The organism is Companilactobacillus paralimentarius (genome assembly GCF_963227125.1).
Lineage (GTDB): Bacteria > Bacillota > Bacilli > Lactobacillales > Lactobacillaceae > Companilactobacillus > Companilactobacillus paralimentarius.
Genome location: NZ_OY724131.1, coordinates 1,138,572 through 1,154,049, shown reverse-complemented (window position 1 = coordinate 1,154,049; position 15,478 = coordinate 1,138,572). Strand labels below are relative to the sequence as shown.

Annotated in this window: 14 protein-coding genes and 2 pseudogenes; 4 read left to right on the top strand and 12 right to left on the bottom strand. The window is 35.5% G+C overall.

Annotated features, from left to right (window positions below; translation table 11 throughout):
• Positions 1 to 13: 13 nt before the first annotated feature.
• The 7 genes and pseudogenes from ACI6PB_RS05520 to ACI6PB_RS05490 form a co-directional block, all read right to left on the bottom strand.
• Positions 14 to 799 (bottom strand): ABC transporter permease, encoded by a 786-nt coding sequence (locus ACI6PB_RS05520; RefSeq protein ID WP_025085831.1) that lies wholly within the window; start codon positions 797 to 799, stop codon positions 14 to 16.
• A 1-nt stretch (position 800) separates the two neighbouring features.
• The gene (locus tag ACI6PB_RS05515) at positions 801 to 1,619 is read right to left on the bottom strand and encodes an ABC-2 family transporter protein (RefSeq protein WP_025085832.1); all 819 of its coding nucleotides are present in this window, start codon (positions 1,617 to 1,619) and stop codon (positions 801 to 803) included.
• Complete coding sequence (locus tag ACI6PB_RS05510) at positions 1,612 to 2,619, bottom strand: ATP-binding cassette domain-containing protein (protein WP_025085833.1); 1,008 nt, start codon at positions 2,617 to 2,619, stop codon at positions 1,612 to 1,614. The genes ACI6PB_RS05515 and ACI6PB_RS05510 overlap by 8 nt, the downstream gene beginning before the upstream one ends.
• 138 nt (positions 2,620 to 2,757) lie before the next feature.
• Positions 2,758 to 3,255 (bottom strand): NUDIX domain-containing protein, encoded by a 498-nt coding sequence (locus ACI6PB_RS05505; protein ID WP_309510996.1) that lies wholly within the window; start codon positions 3,253 to 3,255, stop codon positions 2,758 to 2,760.
• A 98-nt stretch (positions 3,256 to 3,353) separates the two neighbouring features.
• Entirely contained in the window at positions 3,354 to 4,262 is a 909-nt protein-coding gene (locus tag ACI6PB_RS05500; RefSeq protein WP_025085835.1) for an alpha/beta hydrolase, read from the bottom strand.
• A 78-nt stretch (positions 4,263 to 4,340) separates the two neighbouring features.
• Entirely contained in the window at positions 4,341 to 5,084 is a 744-nt protein-coding gene (gene pnuC, locus ACI6PB_RS05495; RefSeq protein ID WP_025085836.1) for a nicotinamide riboside transporter PnuC, read from the bottom strand.
• A 339-nt stretch (positions 5,085 to 5,423) separates the two neighbouring features.
• Positions 5,424 to 5,921: pseudogene (locus tag ACI6PB_RS05490) on the bottom strand (peroxiredoxin); the annotation flags it as partial.
• A 106-nt stretch (positions 5,922 to 6,027) separates the two neighbouring features.
• On the opposite strand from ACI6PB_RS05490, the gene ACI6PB_RS05485 reads away from it, so the two are divergent.
• The 3 genes from ACI6PB_RS05485 (at position 6,028) to ACI6PB_RS05475 (ending at position 8,406) form a co-directional block, all read left to right on the top strand.
• Entirely contained in the window at positions 6,028 to 7,062 is a 1,035-nt protein-coding gene (locus ACI6PB_RS05485; protein WP_059075255.1) for an IS30 family transposase, read from the top strand.
• 152 nt (positions 7,063 to 7,214) lie between these two features.
• Positions 7,215 to 7,868 carry an HD domain-containing protein gene (locus tag ACI6PB_RS05480; protein WP_056955845.1) on the top strand — a complete coding sequence of 218 codons (654 nt, stop codon included), beginning with the start codon at positions 7,215 to 7,217 and terminating at the stop codon, positions 7,866 to 7,868.
• A complete protein-coding gene (locus ACI6PB_RS05475; protein WP_051564362.1) occupies positions 7,855 to 8,406 on the top strand; it encodes a phosphatidylglycerophosphatase A in 552 nt (183 codons plus the stop codon). The genes ACI6PB_RS05480 and ACI6PB_RS05475 overlap by 14 nt, the downstream gene beginning before the upstream one ends.
• A 140-nt stretch (positions 8,407 to 8,546) precedes the next feature.
• Here ACI6PB_RS05475 and ACI6PB_RS05470 read toward each other — a convergent pair whose 3' ends face one another.
• The 5 genes and pseudogenes from ACI6PB_RS05470 to ACI6PB_RS05450 form a co-directional block, all read right to left on the bottom strand.
• Entirely contained in the window at positions 8,547 to 8,972 is a 426-nt protein-coding gene (locus ACI6PB_RS05470; RefSeq protein ID WP_404327893.1) for a universal stress protein, read from the bottom strand.
• 826 nt (positions 8,973 to 9,798) lie between these two features.
• Positions 9,799 to 10,677: an IS3 family transposase gene (locus tag ACI6PB_RS05465; RefSeq protein ID WP_309511212.1), complete on the bottom strand. Its 879-nt coding sequence runs from the start codon at positions 10,675 to 10,677 to the stop codon at positions 9,799 to 9,801.
• A 17-nt stretch (positions 10,678 to 10,694) separates the two neighbouring features.
• Entirely contained in the window at positions 10,695 to 10,946 is a 252-nt protein-coding gene (locus tag ACI6PB_RS05460; protein ID WP_057749582.1) for an IS3 family transposase, read from the bottom strand.
• An 83-nt stretch (positions 10,947 to 11,029) separates the two neighbouring features.
• On the bottom strand, positions 11,030 to 12,547 hold the full coding sequence (locus ACI6PB_RS05455) for a glycoside hydrolase family 1 protein (RefSeq protein WP_404327892.1): 1,518 nt from the start codon (positions 12,545 to 12,547) through the stop codon (positions 11,030 to 11,032).
• A 12-nt stretch (positions 12,548 to 12,559) separates the two neighbouring features.
• Positions 12,560 to 14,427: pseudogene (locus ACI6PB_RS05450) on the bottom strand (PTS beta-glucoside transporter subunit IIBCA).
• A 397-nt stretch (positions 14,428 to 14,824) separates the two neighbouring features.
• On the opposite strand from ACI6PB_RS05450, the gene ACI6PB_RS05445 reads away from it, so the two are divergent.
• Positions 14,825 to 15,310 carry a TspO/MBR family protein gene (locus tag ACI6PB_RS05445; RefSeq protein ID WP_056955841.1) on the top strand — a complete coding sequence of 162 codons (486 nt, stop codon included), beginning with the start codon at positions 14,825 to 14,827 and terminating at the stop codon, positions 15,308 to 15,310.
• The last annotated feature ends 168 nt before the right edge of the window (positions 15,311 to 15,478 follow it).

Genomic DNA, 15,478 nt, shown 5'->3' with positions numbered 1-15,478 from the left:
AAGTTCCTTTTTTTTACGATCCAGCACTTTCATAAGATGAAATTCCTTTATTCCAGATCTTAATAGAAATGAATAAGAAGACCACTGAGATAACCACTAATCCACCTAAATTAAACAACACATTCTTTCCAGTTAAGAAATAGCTGGCTGGATAAAAGGCCGTAAAAGCAAATGGAATGACAAAAGAAATGATCCAACGAATTAGATGATTGAAAATGCTAACCGGATACTTAGCAAAATCGTTAAACATATAAAACAAGTAAGTGATAGTATTACTCTTTTTCATCCAAAACGCTGCGGCCGAAGTACCAATTTTTAAAGCTGTATAAATAGCCGTGGCAAATGGAATTGAAACAATAAATAAAATCACTTTTAACAAAGTCCAATGGACTGTAGCTGATGACATAACCAATAAGATAACACCAACCAATAATTCACCAAAAGCATCGACTTGAAAGGTCTCAACTAGCACGTGAAAAAGTGGATTGATAGGACGTGTTAAATATTTATCGAATTCACCTTTTCTAACTAATTTTTGACCAACGATCCAAAGATTATCAAAGAAGAGATGATCCAATCCCTTGGGAATTAAGGCAAATCCATAGATAAAGACAATCTGTTGTAAACTCCAGCCGGCTAATTTAGGTACCTGACTAAAGATAACTTGTAAAAAGATCAAATTTAAAACTTGATTGAGTAGAACTCCCAAAACTCCAACGATAAAATCAGCCTTATATTCCATCGTCTGTTTTAAATATTGTGAAATAAAAATTTTTTCTAGATGTAATACTCTTCTCATATTAACCTCCCTGGATACTCAAATGTTTGATAGCAAAATGCCAAATGATTTTTGCTAAAAAAATAAAGAATATCAACCAAAAGATTTGTAGGAGTAATACAGAAATAGTTTGTTGCATGCTATACTTTCCGAGATACAGCATTACCGGCGTGTATAGTAATGATGAAAATGGCAACACTTTCAGAACATTCTGTAAGACTGGTGGGAAAAATGCCAAAGGTACTAATGATCCTGACATGAAGATTACCAAAGCATTTTTTAAAACGTTTGATCCCCACAGATTCCGAAAAAAGAATGCGGTGAAACTAAAACAAATATTAAAGTAAAAATTAATTAGATATGCAACTGTTGCACTGAAAAAGTACAATAACAAATTGCCCAAATTAAGAACTGGTGTCCCAGTACCAACAATTTGATAGATTAAAATACCACCAAATAGTGGTACTGCTAAAACACCGACATCGATAAGTTTACTACCAATTTCTTCATAAAAATAATTAGCCGTAAAACTGATTGGTTTGAGGATACGCATTGCAATTGAGCCATCTTTGACTTCATCCCCAACACTACTAGAACCATCACTTGAGGTTAGAATTCCAGTAAAGAAACTCAAAAAGATATACAAAACCATCTCCGGAAAAGTAAACCCACTTAAACTTGAATTCGTACTCGATTGGAAGACAGCTTTCCATAAGAAATAAGTTACAAAGGCGCCTAAAGTATTACCCAACGCAAATAGCAGAAAATTAGCACGATAAACAATTGCCTCTTCGATACCCGCTGATACAAAGGGACGATATTTTCTCAAGAAATTAGTCATGTTCGGCCGCCTCCTTTCGGAAAATCCTCCTAACGATATCTTCTATATCCGCATCTTTAACACTGATATCTTGAACGTCAACTTGTGACAAGGTCAATCTGATAACATCAGGAACTGATACTTTGCTACTATCAAATTTAACTCGAACATTCTTTTCATTCTGCGAATACTCAATAGCTGAACCAAATTGAGAAAAGTTTAGACGATTCGCATCCTCCGCATTGACCAATTCAAACTCAATTTCTCTAATGTGTCCAAAACGATTCTTCAATTGTTTGATTGTTCCATCAAAAACTTCTTGTCCATGATCGATCATGAAAACACGATTACACAACAATTCAATATCGCCTAAATCATGTGTCGTCAAAATGATTGTGGTTTGCTCTTCTTGATTGATCTGTTCGATGGCATGTCTGATCTTATCCTTAACTGATACGTCTAACCCAATTGTTGGTTCATCCAGAAATAGAACCTTCGGATTATGCAACAGTGAGGCAGCAATATCGGCTCGCATACGTTGTCCCAATGATAAGGTTCTTACTGGGCTAGTAATGAAGTCATTTAAATCCAAAACTTCATTTAGAAAATCCATTCGTTTATAGAAGTTTTTGTCAGGTACATTGTAAATTTCTTTTAAAACTGAATAGGTTTCACGCAATGGTAGATCCCACCACAATTGGGTTCTTTGACCAAAAACAACCCCGATATCTTTAACATAATTTTGACGATCCTCTTGAGGGATTTTGTCGTTGATCCGGCAATATCCACTAGTCGGCGTTAAGATTCCGGTTAACATCTTAATGGTTGTTGATTTACCTGCACCGTTAGCACCAATAAAGCCCAAAATTTCCCCCTTAGGTACCTCGAAGCTCAAATTTTTGACGGCTTCAAAAGTTTCATATTTTGGCTTAATCAATGATTTAAAGGCTCCTACTAGTCCTGGTGACTTAATAGTTTTTCGAAAATCCTTTGTTAAATTAGATACTTCAATCATCGACATCTAAATCCCCCCTTTTATATATAGTAAGCGCTTACCGTGGTAGCGTACTTTTAATATTATTCATCCCATTTTGCATAGTCAATCGGATTTCACAAAAAAAATTCGTTACCGATAACAAAATCAATAACGAATCATTTTTTAAAAATTAAATTTTTGAAGATTGATTAAATGCTGTACTTTGGCCTTTGGATAACAAATTCTAGCAATTCCTTTCGGATGCAAAGTATCTTCTATTTGATCAACTCTAACCCACTTCAAATCAGAATTAGGGGGCAAATCAAATTTCTGGTAATCCAAATGTTGTAGCTGATGATATACTTCATCGTTAACTTCTTGACGATAGATCAAATTCAATTGTTGATATTCAATCCTCTTCAATTTCCAGAAGTTTTCTAAGATACCTGCAAATTCTAGCTTCAAATCGGTTAAACCTAGTTCTTCATATGCCTCACGCTCAGCAGCAGATTGACTTTCTTCGTTAAATTTAACAGCTCCGCCAGGCAGGATATACAATTCTTGCTTGCTATTCTCTTGTCTAACAAAGACTTCACCCTGATGTAATAAGATCAATACTGCACGAACATCAAACTTTTGCTTTCGATTCAAAAAATAACGCAAATCATCTTGTTCTTGCATTCAATCACCTACCTTTGTTTAGTAAAATTATCATATACCAAAAGCATGAATAAGAACACAAATAGCCAGTAACCCATCTCGAGTTACTGGCTATTATTTTAATTAAAATATTTATTAGCAAAATCCGTTGCTTTATCAATGTAAAGCTGCTCGGCCTTACTATAGGAATTAGCATGACTAGCACCCTTAACAATCCAAAGCTTTTTAGGACCGTTAGTGTAATCATAATTCAAATAAGCATTCTTAGTTGGTACAAAATCATCTTTCGAACCATGAATAACAAATAATGGTACCTTATTATTCCTCAGACTGTCCTTAGTGCTGGCTTGATAGAAATTATAACCTGCCATAAAATCAGCAAAAAGGCTAGCTGTAGGCACAATTGGGAAACTTGGCAAATGGAACATTTCTTTTAGTTGATAAGATAACTCACCGGAAATCGTTGAATAGCCACAATCGGCTATAGCAAAACGAACATTTTTAGGATGTTCCCCCAAAGTATACATGACTGTTGCAGCACCCATACTGATACCGTAGAGTCCAATCTGTGAATCAGATCCAAATTTCCGATTAAGTCGTTTGATCCAATTCATCATATCGGTTCGATCTTTCCAACCATACCCGGCGTATTTACCCTGACTCATACCAAAAGAACGATTATCCGGCGCCAGAACGTTATATCCTGCGTTGTGAAACATTCTGACATAAGACCCCATATATTTACTAGCACTACCAAATCCGTGGACAACAACCACTGTTTTGGCGGTTTCCTTCTCGGCAGGTAAATATCGAGCCTTTAGTTTTATATGGTCTTTTGTAGTCTGTTCCCAGATCTGCGGTTTTTGTCTCAAAAACCATTGACTGTTCTTACTCAAGTGACCCTTTATCTGACTACTGTACCCACTCTTACTAAATGCATAGTTAAACATGTAACCCCCAGCCGCTACATCGACAAATAACGTAACGCCTATAACGACTGATAAAGTGATTTTAACAAATTTTTTCACAGTTTCATTTACCCTTCTAGATTACTATTGTTCAACAATAATAATCTAATTGGTAATTTAAATGCAACAAAAAACAGATTAATTATTAGCCAATTCTTCACTCTTAGCTCTGTTTTCAGTAGCATCTTTGTGGAACCAGTGAATATGTGAGTCGAAGAAAGCAATCATATCATTCATGAAGTACATGATGTATGTCAAGAATAGAACGGGACTAGCATCACCTTGTGTAGCGGTAACACCCCAAAGAACGATTGACATAATACCTTGAGCAGTCCAGAAATAATATTGTTCACGGAAACGTAATGTACATAGAAGTGCACCTGTAAATCCAATAGCAGCAGCTACAGAATCAATAATTGGACGTGGACTGATGAATAGATGTGTATCCATCAAATAAAGCAATCCCCATGAAGCAAAGAAAAATAACGCTGTCCAAAGCCACTTAATAGCAGTTAAACCATGAATATGCTTTTCAGCATCCTTAGCCCATTGTGGACTGATCAAAACAGGAATATCTAGCAAAATAATGTAACTTAATTGAAGAACAACATCAGAGAAGTTCTTAGCATTGATAGCTACAAAAATATAAATAAGTGCTGAAACTAATCCTAAAACACCATTTAAAGGTTTTGCATTTGTAATAGCAACTGTACATGTGAAACCTAAAACGGCCGCAAACCATGTCCAAACAGCAATTGCATTAATAGAATGTGAAAGTGTTGATGCAGTGATGGCCCCCAAGCCAAACATTAATAGCATGTAACTCTTGAAACTCCAATGTTTCATTTGTTCAACATACCATTTTGGATTAAATATACTCATTTATCCTTCTCCTCTTGGACCATTGCCAAAATATATGATTGTGGCATTTATATTTTGAAATGGTCAATTTTTATTTATCCCTTAAACCGTATTTCTAAAAAATATCAATTTAACCGACAGCTAAAATCATACCACCAATTGAACTAAATTTGGTAAATGGTTTCTTGAGCATATTGACGACATATCGGTGTAAAGCGCTTAACTCACTTGCTAAATTAGGAATTTATCATTTGATACAAGATATAGATTTTTTTGATTTCGTATCACTATATATAGTTATAACGGAGCAACAAAATAAAAAAGACATCCAAAGTAATTGAATGTCTTCGTAAAATAGAATTAAATTTTACCAACCAAATCTCCGCTAGGTTTAATTGTATCTTCCCCGGGATGCCAATTTGCTGGACAAACGTTATCACCATGTTCTTCAACAAATTGTGCCGCTTGTAAGGTTCGTAGAATTTCTTTTGGATTTCTACCTACACCCATAGCATTAACAGTGTATGACTTGATAATTCCCTTTGGATCAGCGATAAAGACACCACGATAATCTTGACCACTAGTTTCATCAATCATATTGAAAAAGTCTGTCAACTCATGTTTTTGATCTGACAACATTGGATATTGGATTTTACCAATAGTTTCCGTTGTCTCTGCCCAAGACATATGTGAATACTGACTATCAACTGAGACTGAGTAAATTTCAGCTCCAGCAGTTTTGAATTCTTCATACAAGTCTTGCAACTCACTTAATTCTGTAGGACAAACAAATGAAAAATCAGCAGGATAGAAAAAAATAATTGACCATTTCCCTAACAAATCATTTTGGCGAATTTTATAATCAAGTTAGCCACTTTAGAAAAATGACAAAATAAAAACACCAAGACGTAAAAATCAGGTATCATTGGAGTTCTCACACAAACAATGAAAGAGGTTTTTCGTCTTGGTGCTAGAACAGAATATCATAAATCGTCCTAAAGGACATCATTTAACTGAAATTGAACGTGGAAAGATTGCTTCCTTTCATTCAATTGGCTACTCGAATCGCCAGATAGCTAAAGCTATCGGCGTTTCACCTCAGACTATTAATAATGAAATTAACAGAGGTACTGTTGAGCAGATCAAGAAAGTTAATGGTAAAGTTCAACACTTGAATTGCTACTTTCCTGACACTGCACATCAAAAGTATGTAAAGAACCGTAAGCTTTGCCATCGTCCTTCTAAATTCGACCAAGTCACAGCCTTTTTAGGCTTCTTTGTAAGCCAGTTCATAGATAATGGATGGTCACCTGATACGGCCGTTGGACGAGCTAAGAACGAAGAATTATTCTTAGTAGATGAAATGGTTTGTACTACTACACTTTACAAATATATTGATGAACAACGACTTGAAATCCGGAATATTGATCTGGTAGAAAAGTCAACTAGACCGACTAAGCAACATACTTCAAAAAAGCATAAGCGTCTACTTGGTCGTAGTATTGAGAAACGCCCTAAAAGTGTTGATAGCAGAGAATCCTTTGGGGACTTTGAGATAGACACGATTGTGGGCAAAAGAAATGGCCATGAGAGTGTCGTCTTAACGCTCATAGAGCGTAAGACACGCTTTGAAATAATGAGACTTATTGACGGTAGAGATGCCGACTCTGTAGATTATGCTATGAAAGAGATCATAAAGAACTATGGTGATCTTATCAATTCAATCACTGCAGACAATGGCCCTGAGTTCTCTAATCTATCATCTGATATGGCTGGCGTTGCGGATGTTTACTTCACACACCCATATACATCTTGTGAACGTGGAACAAATGAAGTACATAATCGAATGATACGTCGTGACTTGCCCAAAGGGCTGTCACTGGATACAGTCAGCCCAAAAGTAATAAGAGACATAGAATTTAAGCTCAACAATATGCCTAGAAAGTTATTGAACTATAAAACGCCACAAGAACTCTTTGCTAGTTCCTGTGGCGCTTAAAGACATATTTATAAACTTCAAATACTGATATCACTTGGATTCAATTTATTTTGTCCAAGTGGCTAACTTGTTATTGAAATTTTCGGTATTATTTTAAATACAAACCCTTTTGTGTGACAATATAGTTATTCATTTAAAGAGGGATTGATTTGATGACAGACGAAGAAAAACTAAGTGCCATTCGTAAGTACTCATTTAATAAGATGAAACAAGACACAACCGGTCATAATTTTGATCATATCCAAAGGGTTATTAGGACTGCTAAACAAATTTTGAAAAAAGAGCCTGCCGATCATCTGATTACGCTGGCCGCGGCCTACTTACATGACGTAGCTGACGATAAACTAGTCTCTGATCCAGCTAAATTAGAGAAAGAAATCTATGATTTCCTAAAGGGTTTGGACATGACTGATGAACAAATTAGCGAAATCCTCTATATTACTCACAATTTGTCATTCAGCAAGTCACTAGACAATCCTCCCAAATTATCTTTAGAGGGACAAATCGTACAAGATTCCGACCGACTAGACGCTATTGGTGCCATTGGTATCGTGAGAGCTGTCTATTATGGAGGGAACAATTCCGAAACTATCTACGATCCAGCTATCAAACCGCGTGAAAAAATGACAAAAGCTGAATATCGTAATTTAAACGACGAAACTATTATCAACCATTTTTATGAAAAATTGTTAAAATTAACTGCCATGATGAACACTCCTACTGCTAAAAAAATTGCCCAAGGGCGTCATCAATATATGCTGGATTTTCTAGATGAATTTAAAGCTGAATGGGATGCAAATAAATAATAAGGAGATTTTAATTTTGGTATCATTTGAGGAACAAGACAAAGAATATTTTGAACATATTATTAGAAACTTAAACGATCGTGGTGTGCAATTAGATGACATTGCTGAAATTGTTATTTTTTTGGAAAAAGATTACATTCCCGGTCTAAATACCGAAATAGCTATTCACGCCATCAAAAAAGTGCTACATAAACGTGAAGCACAAAATGCTATTATGACCGGTATCGAATTAGATGTTCTAGCCGAAAAGGGGCTACTATCTGGACCTATGCAACGTATTATGCGTACTGATGAGTCAACTTATGGTATTGATGAAAATATGGCTATTACTTTAGCTAGTTTGTATGGTTCCGTTTCCGTTACTAACTACGGTTATGTCGATAAATTGAAACATGGAATTTTGGCCAAACTGAACGATAAATCTACTGGAAAAATCAATGTCTTTTTGGATGACCTAGTTGGTGCTATCGCTGCTGGTGCCTGTGGTTGGTTAGCACATAATGAATCCACTGTTCAAGAAATGTTAAAGAATAAATGATTCGCATTTAATATAAAAATACAGCACTTATTCAGAATATATAATGCACACGACTTTGAGTCTCTGTACAATATATATTTCCCAATAAGTGCTGTTTTAATTACCTGAAATGAGTAAAAATATATTCGATGCTTAATTTCCTAATCAACCATTAAAACATTAGTTTTTGAATGTTCTGAAACATAACGTGTTACTGATCCGACAAAGACACGTTCTAAGGCGTTTAAGCCTGTTTTACCCATAACGATCAGATCGATTGTTTTATCTTTAGGAAAATGAGCTAGTTCTGAACGAGGTTCGCCATTTAAAAGTTCTACCTGACAAGCCAAGCCGGCTTTCTTCACGAGGTCCTCAGCTTTTTGTAGATCGGTCTTAGCATCTTCTTCTAAATCATGAGTTAGTCCAGGAGCGTATGAGACACCTACATTCACTGGTAAATTAGCCGTATTAACGACTGAAACTAAAAATAGTTTCGAATTAAATTGTTTAGTTAAGGTAATTGCGGCACGCAGGGCATCATATGAATTTTTACTTCCATCAATAGCTACAAGAATTCGATTAAACATGATTTTAGCACCTCCTAACAAGACATCTTGATATCTTTAGCTAGATTTTACCAAGTTCAGGAATAATTAACATTTTTAACCTATTTACATATCGGATACTTGTTACAATCAGAACAAATAATGGTAAGAAGTTCTCAACAAAGCTGATGAAAAGTATTCATTACAAAGATTTTTTTGATTATAAGTATAATAGTTATTATTTTATTTATTTTTTATATAAACGTACTTTTATCTATAAGTTGTAATATAATAAGTTTGTTGGAAGAAACCCAAAATATGCAATAATATTATATTCTCAATAGTACAATCCTTCTATAGAATAATTCTTCTAACTTAACGGCACTGCTCCTCGGCAGTGTCTTTTTTTAAGCTCTAAAATAACTAGTTTTCCTTTTTCTGGATATAATAGTTAAAAAAATTAGGAGTAATAATTGAAAAAACATCTAAAAAAGATAATTAGGTTAAACATCTTTTTCACTTCGGCAATGATTATTTGCGATTTTTTTATTGTTCATCCGCATACGAATGATAGTAGTTTTGTTGTCCATCAAGTGTCCGCATCCAATCAGATGAAAATCAAACATAAGCACAATAATGTTCATTCAGATGAAGAACAAGAATTCAGTAACATATAATTAAAAAAACAGCCTTTATTAAGTATTCAAGGTATATCTTCCTTTACTTGAATCTCTTAATAGGGGCTGTGGATTGAAGTCAATATTTGAGACAGGTTTTAAGAGACATTCAGAACCGCGTTTACCTTCCACAGCTCAAATAAATCATTAATCGTGATTAATAACTTATTTGAACCCTGGAAAGCATTAAATCAGGCGGCCATTTGGCTCGCAAGTGTTGCGATTTCAACTTGTAAGGGGGTCTGGTAGCCCAGTGAACTATGAATTCTCTTCCTATTGTAGAAAGCATGCACATATTCAAAAAGGACAGCAGCGGCAGTTTCATAATTCTCAAAGACCGGCACTGGATAAACACATTCCTTTTTGAGGGAAGCATGAAAAGATTCCATTGGTGCATTATCGTATGGACACCCCTTACGGCTGTAAGAGTGGCGGATATGTAGTTCTGTTAACCGTTGGTTGTAATCATCGCTGGTGTACTGTGATCCTAAGTCTGTGTGGATAATCAGGTCCCCAGTAATGGTTCGATTTTTAACCGCGCTTTCCAGGGTCTTTAAGACTAAATCAGTATCCATCTTTTTTGAGAATGAATAGCCGATAATTCGTCTTGAGTGCAGATCCATGATGGTTGATAAGTAACACCAGCCATTACGCTTCGTTTGAATATAGGTCATATCAGCGGTCCATTTTTGATTTAAACCAGTGGTCGAGAAATCCTGCTTAAGCAAGTTGGGACGCTGTTCAACCTTGGTTTTGGAAGCCGAAGCCGCTTTCCATTTATTGACGGTAACGGAGTGGATATCCAGTTCCTTCATGAGCCGGGAAATCCGTCTTGGGCTGCACCGACGCTGCAGTGGTTGAAGTTCCAGATTCAATTCATGGTGGATCTTCATAACACCGTATCGCTGCTTAAATTCCGCAAAGATCCGCAGAATCCGTTGTTTTAAGTCCGCATCTTCGGCCCGGCGTTTTGAAGGCTTTGGGGATCGATAACGATAATACTGAGCTCTGGAAACACCGAGGATTCGGCACATCTTAGTTACCTGGTGGTGATGGCTTTCTTGGTGAATGTAATCAAAAATATTGGTTACTTCTGCGCAAGGAAGCCCAGGGCTTTTTTTAGGATTTCGTTCTCCTCAGACAGGGAAGCCAGCCGCTTTTCCATCGCTTTAATTTCGTCTGGCAATTTACCGGATTGAGTTTTGGCTTGGCCCTGGATCCACTTATGAACGGTTGAATAGCCAATGCCATATTCTCTGGCCAGTTGGGCAGCTGATTCGCCTTGCTTATATAGGTTGATGATGTTTTGTTTGAATTCTTTGTCGTAACGAGTTGGCATGTAAAAATTCCTTCCTTTTGAGAGACGATTTATTCATTATACCCTCTCTTAAAAGTTGTCTCAGGAATCAGCTTACATCCATTCTAACTAACAGCTGATTCATTCACATGCGTTAATGGTTCATCAAAAAAAGACATTGGGATCTTATTTCCAAAGGATAACAATTTTTTATACCAATAATAACTGTCTTTTCTATAACGCTTGTAAGTTCCATTACCTTCATCATCCAAATCTACATAAATCAATCCATAACGTTTGGAAATTTGATTAGATGAAGCAGAAATCATATCGGTAGTACCCCAGACACAGTAGCCAATTAGTTCAATTCCATCTTCAACTAAGGAAATTAGCATTTGATGAATGTGATCTCGTAAATAACAAATACGATAGTCATCGTGAACTTTTTTATCACTCATTAAGACATCTGAAGCACCCAGACCATTTTCTACAATAAATAGTGGTTTTTGATACCTATCATAAAGTTTAATTAATGAAAGTCTCAAACCAATCGGATCAATCTGCCAACCCCATTCACTTTCAGGAAGATACTTATTATAAACTCCATTGATTCGATTAGCCTTAGTTACCTGTAAACCACTTGTATCATAGGCTGTGCAAACCGATGAGTAATAACTAAAAGCAATAAAATCGGCCGTATTTCTTTTAATTAGATCCGCATCCTCTGCTTTTTCTTCGATTTTAATATCTTCTTCTTTTAACTTCTTCAAAAGATACTTAGGATATTGACCTCTAATTTGGATATCACTAAAAGCATAGACATTTCTCATGATTTCAGTAGCTCTCAAAACATTTCTTGGATCACTATTGTATGGATAGACCATTGTACTAGTGATCATACAACCAATCTTTAAATCAGGATAAGTTTCATGACAATATTTGATGATTCTTGCCGAAGCCACAAATTGGTTGTGCATTGCTTGATAAATAACATTTTTAAAATTTTTATTAGGGAACCGATCTTTGATTAAACCTGCTGATGAAAACGGATGACGGACGATGCTGTCAATTTCATTAATAGGAATCCAATATTTTACATAATCGTGTAAATAGTCAATGACCGTTTTGGCAAATCTGTCAAAGAAACCAATCACACGACGATCATACCAGGCGTCGTAATTCAAAACTAAATTCAAAGGAATTTCATAATGCGACAACGTCATAATTGGTTCAATATTGTACTTATTCATTTCTTTAACTAGGTCTAGATAATAATCTAGCCCGGCTTGATTAGGTTCTTGGTCATCACCATTGGGAAAAATTCTGGCCCAACTGATTGAAAATCTAAAAGCCGAAATACCCATAGCGGCCAATTGCTTAATATCTTCATGATAATTATGATAGAAATCTACACCATGGCGTTTAGCCCAATTTTTCGTCGAAAGATCAGACATGGCTTCTTTAACTTGTCTACTACTTATTGAATTAGTAGCTTTATAATTAGTGACATCCAATTGGGGACGATATCTTAAACAATCAGCAATTGACATTCCTTTACCGTCTTCATTCCAACCACCTTCCACTTGGTTGGCAGACGTAGCAACTCCCCATAGAAAATCAGGATCAATCTGATAACTTTTCATAAGAGCCTCCTACTACGCTAACATCAACAAATTGTTATTTATGGTAACCTCCTTCTCCACTTCAGGAATTGGTGATATTTCTAGGAAATCGCTACTATTGAGTACAATAACCATAACTGTAGGGTCATACCCCGATTTCTTAATACCTTCAACATCAAATCTTAATAATTCCTGACCAGCAGAAAATCGTTCACCTTTTTGAACTAATGTTTGAAAATACTTTCCCTTTAATTCTGCCGTGTCAATTCCTATATGAATCAACAGATCAGCATTATTATCTAGGTGAATCCCGATGGCATGTCCGGTTGCAAAAGACGCTACCACCTTACCATCGGTTGGTGCAATCACTTTTCCAGAATTAGGAATAACCGCAATTCCTTTACCCATAATGCCACTGGAAAAAGTTTTATCATTAACTTTACTCAAGGCAATTACTTTTCCTTCAACAGGACTCTTGAGTGTTTGTTTTGCATTAGTTTGTTTATTAGCGTTATTTTTTTCAAATTTAAGATCCGGATCATCTACCGGATCCTCAAACCCAATCAACCAAGTAGCCACAAAAGTTACTAAACTGGAAACTACAATTGTCATAATTGCGGGTAATATGAAGTTCTCAGTCTTCGAAACCCACATAGGCAAACTCAGCAGACCAGGTGTGACATAAACAAATGCCTTCATTTTCATAAATCCGGCAAATATTCCGGCAACAGCGCCACCAATCATGGCACCATACATTGGCTTTTTTAATTTTAAATTAACACCAAACATTGCCGGTTCAGTGATACCACCTAAATACGCAGTAGCACTGGATGACAAGGCCAAACTTCTTAATTTTTAGTTTTTAATCCAACTGCTAAATTGGCGGCTGCTTGAGACATATTTGAACATAAAGCTGCTACTCGAACAATTGGATCGTAACCTTTAGAGATCAACAATTGAATACTAATTGGACTCAGGGCCTTGTGAACTCCCATCGAAACTAACCAGGGATAAAGACCAGCTAATATTGGGATAGCAATCATTCCCACACTGTTATATAAAAACATACTGCCATTGGCGATACCTTTAGAAATTAAATTAGCAACAGGACCAATGATTAAAAAAGTCAGCGGTGCTGTAAACAGGATGATTAACATTGGTTCCGCAAATACCTTAATAACGTCAGGAGTAACTCTTTTAACGATTTTCTCAATATAGGACATAGCCCATACTGACAAGATAGCGGGAATAAAGGTTGAAGAATACGATACTAAGTCGATTGGTAATCCTAAAAAATGTATTGGCTTACCAGCAGCTACCATCGCTACCCAATTAGGATTAACTGTCACTAATCCGATAAAAGCTCCCAAAATTTGATTGGTTTTAAAAACCTTGGCGGCAGAGAATCCAATAAAAGCTGGCATAAAATAATACCCAGTGTCAAATATCAGATTCAGCATAATATAAGTTTGGCCTTTGGATGATAATACACCCATCAGATTTAGAACTAAAAGCAGAACCTTTCCCATTCCTGCCCCCGCCAATAAAGGAATTGCCGGAGAAAGTATTCCTGTAACCGTTTCAATCAACTTGTCCACTGAACTTTGCTTCTTTGAGAGTTTCTGAGGATTATACGAATTATTAGACACATCGTCAAAATCTAACATATCAATTAACTTGTTATAAACGTCCTCAATATGTCCTCCAATGACAATCTGATACTGTCCGGCATGTTTAACCAGTTGCAGGATTCCTGGAATATTTTCGATTTTTTTATCATCTGCTTTTGACTCATCATATAAAACAAATCTCAACCGTGTAGCACAATGAATAACAGATTTGACGTTTTCTTTTCCACCCACACCTTGAATAATTTGCTTATCCATCTGTTCATATTCCATGATTTTCACTCCCGAAACTATACATAACATAGTGATATTTTCACGGTAACAATAATCTTTTAAATGCTATTCCTTCAAGTAATACGCATAATACAATTCACCAAATATTTTTAATCTTTACACAAAAAAGCCTACTCAGTCCTCATCAAACTAAACGGACTAAGTAGGTTCACGTAGTTCCTACATGTTTCCAAAGTGATCCCAATCACTCATTTACTATCCAGTTCGTATTTATGATAGCGCTTGCTTAGATTAGAATCAATTATTTATTACTCCACCATTATGAAAAAATCATCTATTTCTAATGCTCCTTTACTTGCAAATATCAAATTGTTCTTTCCTTGTAAATTTACTCCTCAATTTAATACAATTAATAAAAACTTAGAGGAGGCGGATCATGGAAAAGTTAGGTATCAAAAAAGGGATATTCTCTTTAATAATCTTTATAGTCATCGTTGAATTGTTGGGGAGCTTATCTTCAGCTTTTGCTGGTAACATAAAACTCAAATATAATGTATTGAATCTACCACCATTGTCGCCACCAGACTATGTTTTCGGTATTGTTTGGTCGATACTCTATTTTTTAATTGCGGTCGCAGGTTATCTAATTATTTTCTCAAATCGGGCTCCTAAGCGTGTGAAAACAGTATCATCAATTCTCTTTTGGCTACAACTACTTCTTAACTTTATTTGGTCAATTGTTTTCTTCAATGAACATTACATTTGGGGATTAATAATAATTTTAATATTAGATATTGTCGTTTTTCTGTGTATCGTATTTTTTAGACGGATCAATCGGCTTGCCAGTAACTTACTAATCCCTTATCTAATTTGGATATTATTTGCTACATATTTAACAATTGGTGTAGCTATATTAAATTAATAATTAAATAATGTCGAATAATTAATTTTAAGCCTTTAAGAAAATAATAAGTTCAGTGTACAAAAAGACATCAATAAGCAAATATTGATGTCTTTTTATATATTTATTTAAGCAAAATTATTTATAACTTATTGAAAACTTATCATCCACATCATAATATATACATAA

Excerpts from the sequence above, each read along its gene's own strand:
- pnuC (WP_025085836.1), bottom strand. The coding sequence starts at position 5,084 with ATGAGTATATTTAATCCAAAATGGTATGTTGAACAAATGAAACATTGG.
- ACI6PB_RS05475 (WP_051564362.1), top strand. The coding sequence starts at position 7,855 with ATGCAAATAAATAATAAGGAGATTTTAATTTTGGTATCATTTGAGGAA.
- ACI6PB_RS05510 (WP_025085833.1), bottom strand. The coding sequence starts at position 2,619 with ATGTCGATGATTGAAGTATCTAATTTAACAAAGGATTTTCGAAAAACT.
- ACI6PB_RS05515 (WP_025085832.1), bottom strand. The coding sequence starts at position 1,619 with ATGACTAATTTCTTGAGAAAATATCGTCCCTTTGTATCAGCGGGTATC.
- ACI6PB_RS05520 (WP_025085831.1), bottom strand. The coding sequence starts at position 799 with ATGAGAAGAGTATTACATCTAGAAAAAATTTTTATTTCACAATATTTA.
- ACI6PB_RS05480 (WP_056955845.1), top strand. The coding sequence starts at position 7,215 with ATGACAGACGAAGAAAAACTAAGTGCCATTCGTAAGTACTCATTTAAT.
- ACI6PB_RS05470 (WP_404327893.1), bottom strand. The coding sequence starts at position 8,972 with ATGTTTAATCGAATTCTTGTAGCTATTGATGGAAGTAAAAATTCATAT.
- ACI6PB_RS05460 (WP_057749582.1), bottom strand. The coding sequence starts at position 10,946 with ATGCCAACTCGTTACGACAAAGAATTCAAACAAAACATCATCAACCTA.
- ACI6PB_RS05445 (WP_056955841.1), top strand. The coding sequence starts at position 14,825 with ATGGAAAAGTTAGGTATCAAAAAAGGGATATTCTCTTTAATAATCTTT.
- ACI6PB_RS05455 (WP_404327892.1), bottom strand. The coding sequence starts at position 12,547 with ATGAAAAGTTATCAGATTGATCCTGATTTTCTATGGGGAGTTGCTACG.
- ACI6PB_RS05505 (WP_309510996.1), bottom strand. The coding sequence starts at position 3,255 with ATGCAAGAACAAGATGATTTGCGTTATTTTTTGAATCGAAAGCAAAAG.